Origin of the sequence: Klebsiella sp. JN_Kp126 (assembly GCF_033843325.1) — a bacterium.
GTDB lineage: Bacteria > Pseudomonadota > Gammaproteobacteria > Enterobacterales > Enterobacteriaceae > Klebsiella > Klebsiella michiganensis.
Genome location: NZ_JAWXQV010000014.1, coordinates 1 through 6,577 on the forward strand (window position 1 = coordinate 1; position 6,577 = coordinate 6,577).

A 6,577-nucleotide genomic window follows, 5' to 3' on the forward strand; every position below is an offset into this window, starting at 1 on the left:
CCGGCTTGATCAGTATCTTGAGCTTTCCGTGATCGGCCTCGATCACGTTATTGAGATACTTCACCTGCCGGTGGGCCGTCTCCCGGTCCAGCTTTCCTTCGCGCTTCAATTCGGTGATCGCTGCACCATAGCTCGGCGCTTTGTCGGTATTGAGCGTGGCAGGCTTTTCCCAGTGCTTCAGGCCTCGCAGGGCCTTGCCCAGGAACCGCTTCGCTGCCTTGGCGCTGCGGGTCGGCGACAGGTAGAAATCGATCGTGTCGCCCCGCTTGTCGACTGCCCGGTACAGGTAGGTCCACTTGCCCCGCACCTTGACGTAGGTTTCATCCAGGCGCCAGCTCGGATCAAAGCCACGCCGCCAGAACCAGCGCAGCCGCTTCTCCATCTCCGGGGCGTAGCACTGGACCCAGCGATAGATCGTCGTATGGTCGACCGAAATGCCGCGTTCCGCCAGCATTTCCTCAAGGTCGCGATAGCTGATCGGATAGCGACAATACCAGCGCACCGCCCACAGGATCACATCACCCTGGAAATGGCGCCACTTGAAATCCGTCATCGTTCCGTCCGTCCAATCTCCGCCAAGCATGCTCAAGCTTCACGATTTTTGCAACAGAGCCCACACGAGTATTGAGCATAGTCGAGATTGGTGCAGATCACTTCTGATATTGAACTGTCAGGAGCTGGCTGCACAACAGCCATTACGCCCAATCAACTGGTGCAGTCGTCTTCTGAAAATGACATTTGGTATCTCTCATAAACGGATGTTTTTGAGAGAACTATCTTCGGCCTTCACACGCACGAAAGGCGGCGAAGCTCCGCCGTTAATCCGTCCGCCGGAGATCTCGCCCAGGCAGGCTGAAGGCCGAGCAAGCCTGACAGGCCCGAAAAGCCCGGCACGGGCGTCGGCGGCGATGACGGCGGCGGCATTATCCAGGGTTGATGATGGAAGTGGAGGATATCGACAACCTCTCGCGCAACCAAGACATCGCGGTCGGACTGCAAGTGATCTTGAAGCCACGGGCCCGTCCCACCCCGACATGGACCTCGATGCCCGAACGGACGTTAGATTTCGAGTTCTAGGCGTTCTGCGATGAAGGTTGGATCCCAGCCGGGATTGAAAGTGTCGACGTGGGTGAATCCGAGCCGCTCGTATAGGCCACGCAGGTTCGGGTGGCAGTCGAGCCGCAGCTTGGCGCACCCCTGCGTTCGCGCGGCATGGCGGCAAGCCTCGATCAGCGCGGAGCTGACACCCCGGCCCGCATGTGTCCGTCGCACCGCGAGCTTGTGCAGATATGCGGCCTCCCCCTTGAGGGCGTCGGGCCAGAACTCGGGATCCTCGGCCGACAAGGTGCAACAGCCGACGATGCCGTCGCTGCAACTCGCGACTAGGAGCTCGGATCTCAGGACGAAGGTCTCCGCGAATGTCCGGTCGATCCGCGCGACGTCCCAGGCGGGCGTTCCCTTGGCGGACATCCACGCCGCAGCGTCGTGCATCAGCCGCACAACCTCGTCGATATCACCCGAGCAGGCGACCCGAACGTTCGGAGGCTCCTCGCTGTCCATTCGCTCCCCTGGCGCGGTATGAACCGCCGCCTCATAGTGCAGTTTGATCCTGACGAGCCCAGCATGTCTGCGCCCACCTTCGCGGAACCTGACCAGGGTCCGCTAGCGGGCGGCCGGAAGGTGAATGCTAGGCATGATCTAACCCTCGGTCTCTGGCGTCGCGACTGCGAAATTTCGCGAGGGTTTCCGAGAAGGTGATTGCGCTTCGCAGATCTCCAGGCGCGTGGGTGCGGACGTAGTCAGCGCCATTGCCGATCGCGTGAAGTTCCGCCGCAAGGCTCGCTGGACCCAGATCCTTTACAGGAAGGCCAACGGTGGCGCCCAAGAAGGATTTCCGCGACACCGAGACCAATAGCGGAAGCCCCAACGCCGACTTCAGCTTTTGAAGGTTCGACAGCACGTGCAGCGATGTTTCCGGTGCGGGGCTCAAGAAAAATCCCATCCCCGGATCGAGGATGAGCCGGTCGGCAGCGACCCCGCTCCGTCGCAAGGCGGAAACCCGCGCCTCGAAGAACCGCACAATCTCGTCGAGCGCGTCTTCGGGTCGAAGGTGACCGGTGCGGGTGGCGATGCCATCCCGCTGCGCTGAGTGCATAACCACCAGCCTGCAGTCCGCCTCAGCAATATCGGGATAGAGCGCAGGGTCAGGAAATCCTTGGATATCGTTCAGGTAGCCCACGCCGCGCTTGAGCGCATAGCGCTGGGTTTCCGGTTGGAAGCTGTCGATTGAAACACGGTGCATCTGATCGGACAGGGCGTCTAAGAGCGGCGCAATACGTCTGATCTCATCGGCCGGCGATACAGGCCTCGCGTCCGGATGGCTGGCGGCCGGTCCGACATCCACGACGTCTGATCCGACTCGCAGCATTTCGATCGCCGCGGTGACAGCGCCGGCGGGGTCTAGCCGCCGGCTCTCATCGAAGAAGGAGTCCTCGGTGAGATTCAGAATGCCGAACACCGTCACCATGGCGTCGGCCTCCGCAGCGACTTCCACGATGGGGATCGGGCGAGCAAAAAGGCAGCAATTATGAGCCCCATACCTACAAAGCCCCACGCATCAAGCTTTTGCCCATGAAGCAACCAGGCAATGGCTGTAATTATGACGACGCCGAGTCCCGACCAGACTGCATAAGCAACACCGACAGGGATGGATTTCAGAACCAGAGAAAGAAAATAAAATGCGATGCCATAACCGATTATGACAACGGCGGAAGGGGCAAGCTTAGTAAAGCCCTCGCTAGATTTTAATGCGGATGTTGCGATTACTTCGCCAACTATTGCGATAACAAGAAAAAGCCAGCCTTTCATGATATATCTCCCAATTTGTGTAGGGCTTATTATGCACGCTTAAAAATAATAAAAGCAGACTTGACCTGATAGTTTGGCTGTGAGCAATTATGTGCTTAGTGCATCTAACGTTGGACGTAACGGGCGCCGAGGCGCAGCCGAGGGAACCCAAATGCGCAGCATTTGGGTGTCCCGTTGACGGACTTGTTAGCCGTTACGACGCGCATAGACGGAGTGCGTGTACGTGATTGTGCCTTGAATGGTTTCGGATGAGACAACCTCGAATTCTGCTGCGTTAAGCACTGGGAAGAAGGCGTCACCCTCAAAGGTTTGATGTACCTCAGATAGAAAGACGCCGTTGGCATGCGGTAGCGCCAGCGCATATACCTCGGCTCCGCCGGCTACGTAGAGTTCTTTGCCGTGTTCGGCTGCGATGGCGATAGCCTGTGACAGCGTTGAAACAACTGCACAACCAGGAGCGCTATAACGAGCTTGGCGCGAGAGCACCACTGTGTGGCGGTTTGGTAAGGGCTTGCCTATGGACTCAAATGTCTTGCGGCCCATAACGACCACTTTGCTCTCGGTGAGCCTGCGAAAAATCTTCTGCTCACCTGGGATTTTCCAGGGGATATCGGGACCATTGCCAATAACCCGATTGGCACCCATGGCAGCGACCAGATAAATGCGGACCGATTCCGGGTTCATACGGCTAACTTTGTTTTAGGGCGACTGCCCTGCTGCGTAACATCGTTGCTGCTCCATAACATCAAACATCGACCCACGGCGTAACGCGCTTGCTGCTTGGATGCCCGAGGCATAGACTGTACAAAAAAACAGTCATAACAAGCCATGAAAACCGCCACTGCGCCGTTACCACCGCTGCGTTCGGTCAAGGTTCTGGACCAGTTGCGTGAGCGCATACGCTACTTGCATTACAGTTTACGAACCGAACAGGCTTATGTCAACTGGGTTCGTGCCTTCATCCGTTTCCACGGTGTGCGTCACCCGGCAACCTTGGGCAGCAGCGAAGTCGAGGCATTTCTGTCCTGGCTGGCGAACGAGCGCAAGGTTTCGGTCTCCACGCATCGTCAGGCATTGGCGGCCTTGCTGTTCTTCTACGGCAAGGTGCTGTGCACGGATCTGCCCTGGCTTCAGGAGATCGGAAGACCTCGGCCGTCGCGGCGCTTGCCGGTGGTGCTGACCCCGGATGAAGTGGTTCGCATCCTCGGTTTTCTGGAAGGCGAGCATCGTTTGTTCGCCCAGCTTCTGTATGGAACGGGCATGCGGATCAGTGAGGGTTTGCAACTGCGGGTCAAGGATCTGGATTTCGATCACGGCACGATCATCGTGCGGGAGGGCAAGGGCTCCAAGGATCGGGCCTTGATGTTACCCGAGAGCTTGGCACCCAGCCTGCGCGAGCAGCTGTCGCGTGCACGGGCATGGTGGCTGAAGGACCAGGCCGAGGGCCGCAGCGGCGTTGCGCTTCCCGACGCCCTTGAGCGGAAGTATCCGCGCGCCGGGCATTCCTGGCCGTGGTTCTGGGTTTTTGCGCAGCACACGCATTCGACCGATCCACGGAGCGGTGTCGTGCGTCGCCATCACATGTATGACCAGACCTTTCAGCGCGCCTTCAAACGTGCCGTAGAACAAGCAGGCATCACGAAGCCCGCCACACCGCACACCCTCCGCCACTCGTTCGCGACGGCCTTGCTCCGCAGCGGTTACGACATTCGAACCGTGCAGGATCTGCTCGGGGTCGTTTGCGGGAGAGGGCGAAATCCTACGCTAAGGCTTTGGCCAACGATATTCTCCGGTAAGATTGATGTGTTCCCAGGGGATAGGAGAAGTCGCTTGATATCTAGTATGACGTCTGTCGCACCTGCTTGATCGCGGCCGCGATAGCTAGATCGCGTTGCTCCTCTTCTCCATCCGCGTTCCAAGCTGCGGAAAGGCACCCATAAGCGTACGCCTGGTCGAGCAGGCGACGCGGATCGACGTCCAGCGCACGAGAGAATGCGTCCGCCATCTGTGCAATGCGTCTAGGATCGAGACAAAGGTCGTCTCTGTCAGCCGGATCGTAGAACATATTGGCGGCGCCAAAGCCCACTTCACCGACCAGACCGACGGGATCTATCACCAGCCAGCCGCGACTGGAGAACATGATGTTTTCATGATGCAGATCGCCATGTAGCCCACGCAGTTCCGAGGCATTGCTCATCATTTGATCGGCTATAATCGCCGCGTGGACGTAGTCAGTTTGACAACCTGCGTTTTGATCATCGCGCGCCCGCTGAAACAAAGCTGCAAAGCGATCCCGGATCGGGAGAAGGGCAGAAGGCAGGGGTTCCTCAGATGCGGCATACAGCTTCGCCATTAGTTCCGCTGCAATTTCGGTCGCCTGGTAGTCGCCGTGCTCGGCAACGATGTGAGAGAGCATTCGCTCCCCGGCATATTCGAGCAACATCAGATTGTTCTCACGACCGAGCAACCGGACTGCTCCCCTCCCATTGCGCCATACCAGATAGTCGGCCCCGCGCAGTTCATCAGCAATGTCTTCTATAGGTTTCAATCCCTTGACGATTGCAGGAGTCCCGTCTGGCAATGAAACTTTCCAAACGAGGCTGGAAAAGGTGTCCGCAATGAGAACAGGTTGCGAAACGTGCCAATGAGCAGGAAAAACAGGCGGCATGAACATCAACCCCAAGTCAGAGGGTCCAATCGCAGATAGAAGGCAAGGCGTTCGCGGTCGGGGGCTTCGATCCCCAATACATTGAATAGGACAGCGAAGGCGCGCTCTGCTTCATCTGGCGCTGCCCAGTTCTCTTCGGCGTTAGCAATCATGAGTGCCAAATCGGCATAGCGATCTGCTGTTCCGAGCCGCCCAAGGTCGATCAGACCCGTGCATTGAAGAGTTTTAGGGTCCACCATGAAGTTCGGCATGCAGGGATCACCATGGCAAACAACCATATCGGTGCGCTCTTGGTCGAGCCGCACCGGTAGCTCTCGTTCGACACGAGCCAAAAGATCGAGCTGCGGCGTACTCTTGTCCTCGTCCGGTAAGAAGTCGGGATTGACGGCATTGCGGGACACCACATCAACGGCGCGTCCGAACATTCGCGACAGCCTGCGCTCAAACGGACATTGATCAACCGATAGGCTGTGAACAGCGCCAAGTTGCTGCCCCATTGACGGCCACGCTTTGAGCAAATCCGCTCCAGACAGATCAGCCGCCGGTACTCCCGGAATTGCCGTTATCACCAAGCATGCACCCTCCTGTTCCTCCTGCCAGTTGATCACCTCGGGGCAAGCCACACCTCGACCTTTGAGCCAAATGAGGCGGTCACGCTCTCCAGCGAGCTCACCGCGGCGGGAAGCAGGTGCGATTTTCGCGAAGGCATGCCCGTCACCACGTCGAAAAACAAAATCACCAGATTCTCCGCCTCTGACAGGCAACCAGTCAGAATGCGATTCACCAAAAAAAATATTAGTTCGATTCAATGGAGGTTCCTTCAGTTTTCTGATGAAGCGCGGAGGTGGCTCAACCTGCGAAAAGAAACGAGTTGCTACGTAAGTCCGAGAACATGCTTTCCATGGTCTTGCACCGGTTGTGTTCCGGTCTATCTCTCATTTTAAGCGGCTTTTTTCTCAAATGCCACCGGCGATTTCCAGCCGAGTGCTGATGAATCCCCTAATGATTTTTATCAAAATCATTAAGTTAAGGTAGATACAC

General features: G+C 57.5%; 8 protein-coding genes and 1 pseudogene. 1 reads left to right on the top strand and 8 read right to left on the bottom strand.

The window, feature by feature from the left end:
- The 6 genes and pseudogenes from SIK97_RS00740 to dfrA21 all read right to left on the bottom strand — a co-directional run.
- Nucleotides 1-553 (bottom strand): IS6-like element IS6100 family transposase (locus SIK97_RS00740; RefSeq protein ID WP_057172366.1); only part of this gene is annotated, 553 nt, incomplete at its 3' end.
- A gap of 117 nt (nt 554-670) precedes the next feature.
- Nucleotides 671-739 (bottom strand): annotated as a pseudogene (locus tag SIK97_RS00745) (EAL domain-containing protein); the annotation flags it as partial.
- Nucleotides 740-1,059: 320 nt separating this feature from the next.
- Complete coding sequence (locus tag SIK97_RS00750; RefSeq protein ID WP_000376623.1) at nt 1,060-1,560, bottom strand: GNAT family N-acetyltransferase; 501 nt, start codon at nt 1,558-1,560, stop codon at nt 1,060-1,062.
- A gap of 127 nt (nt 1,561-1,687) precedes the next feature.
- Entirely contained in the window at nt 1,688-2,527 is an 840-nt protein-coding gene (gene sul1 / locus SIK97_RS00755) for a sulfonamide-resistant dihydropteroate synthase Sul1 (RefSeq protein WP_000259031.1), read from the bottom strand.
- Nucleotides 2,521-2,868: a quaternary ammonium compound efflux SMR transporter QacE delta 1 gene (locus SIK97_RS00760; RefSeq protein ID WP_000679427.1), complete on the bottom strand. Its 348-nt coding sequence runs from the start codon at nt 2,866-2,868 to the stop codon at nt 2,521-2,523. Before SIK97_RS00760 ends, sul1 begins: the two co-directional genes overlap by 7 nt.
- 186 nt (nt 2,869-3,054) lie before the next feature.
- On the bottom strand, nt 3,055-3,552 hold the full coding sequence (dfrA21, locus tag SIK97_RS00765) for a trimethoprim-resistant dihydrofolate reductase DfrA21 (RefSeq protein WP_004187529.1): 498 nt from the start codon (nt 3,550-3,552) through the stop codon (nt 3,055-3,057).
- A 144-nt stretch (nt 3,553-3,696) separates the two neighbouring features.
- Between dfrA21 and SIK97_RS00770 the strand changes: the two genes are divergently transcribed.
- Nucleotides 3,697-4,734 carry a class 1 integron integrase IntI1 gene (locus tag SIK97_RS00770; protein ID WP_032428971.1) on the top strand — a complete coding sequence of 346 codons (1,038 nt, stop codon included), beginning with the start codon at nt 3,697-3,699 and terminating at the stop codon, nt 4,732-4,734.
- Here SIK97_RS00770 and SIK97_RS00775 read toward each other — a convergent pair.
- Nucleotides 4,706-5,542, bottom strand: coding sequence for an aminoglycoside O-phosphotransferase APH(6)-Id (locus SIK97_RS00775; RefSeq protein WP_000480968.1), 837 nt, complete (start codon nt 5,540-5,542; stop codon nt 4,706-4,708). The two genes, SIK97_RS00770 and SIK97_RS00775, sit on opposite strands and share 29 nt — an antisense overlap.
- Nucleotides 5,542-6,345 carry an aminoglycoside O-phosphotransferase APH(3'')-Ib gene (gene aph(3'')-Ib, locus SIK97_RS00780; protein ID WP_001082319.1) on the bottom strand — a complete coding sequence of 268 codons (804 nt, stop codon included), beginning with the start codon at nt 6,343-6,345 and terminating at the stop codon, nt 5,542-5,544. Before aph(3'')-Ib ends, SIK97_RS00775 begins: the two co-directional genes overlap by 1 nt.
- Nucleotides 6,346-6,577 lie beyond the last annotated feature (232 nt).

Excerpts from the sequence above, each read along its gene's own strand:
- dfrA21 (WP_004187529.1), bottom strand. The coding sequence starts at position 3,552 with ATGAACCCGGAATCGGTCCGCATTTATCTGGTCGCTGCCATGGGTGCC.
- sul1 (WP_000259031.1), bottom strand. The coding sequence starts at position 2,527 with ATGGTGACGGTGTTCGGCATTCTGAATCTCACCGAGGACTCCTTCTTC.
- SIK97_RS00770 (WP_032428971.1), top strand. The coding sequence starts at position 3,697 with ATGAAAACCGCCACTGCGCCGTTACCACCGCTGCGTTCGGTCAAGGTT.
- SIK97_RS00760 (WP_000679427.1), bottom strand. The coding sequence starts at position 2,868 with ATGAAAGGCTGGCTTTTTCTTGTTATCGCAATAGTTGGCGAAGTAATC.
- SIK97_RS00750 (WP_000376623.1), bottom strand. The coding sequence starts at position 1,560 with ATGGACAGCGAGGAGCCTCCGAACGTTCGGGTCGCCTGCTCGGGTGAT.
- SIK97_RS00775 (WP_000480968.1), bottom strand. The coding sequence starts at position 5,542 with ATGTTCATGCCGCCTGTTTTTCCTGCTCATTGGCACGTTTCGCAACCT.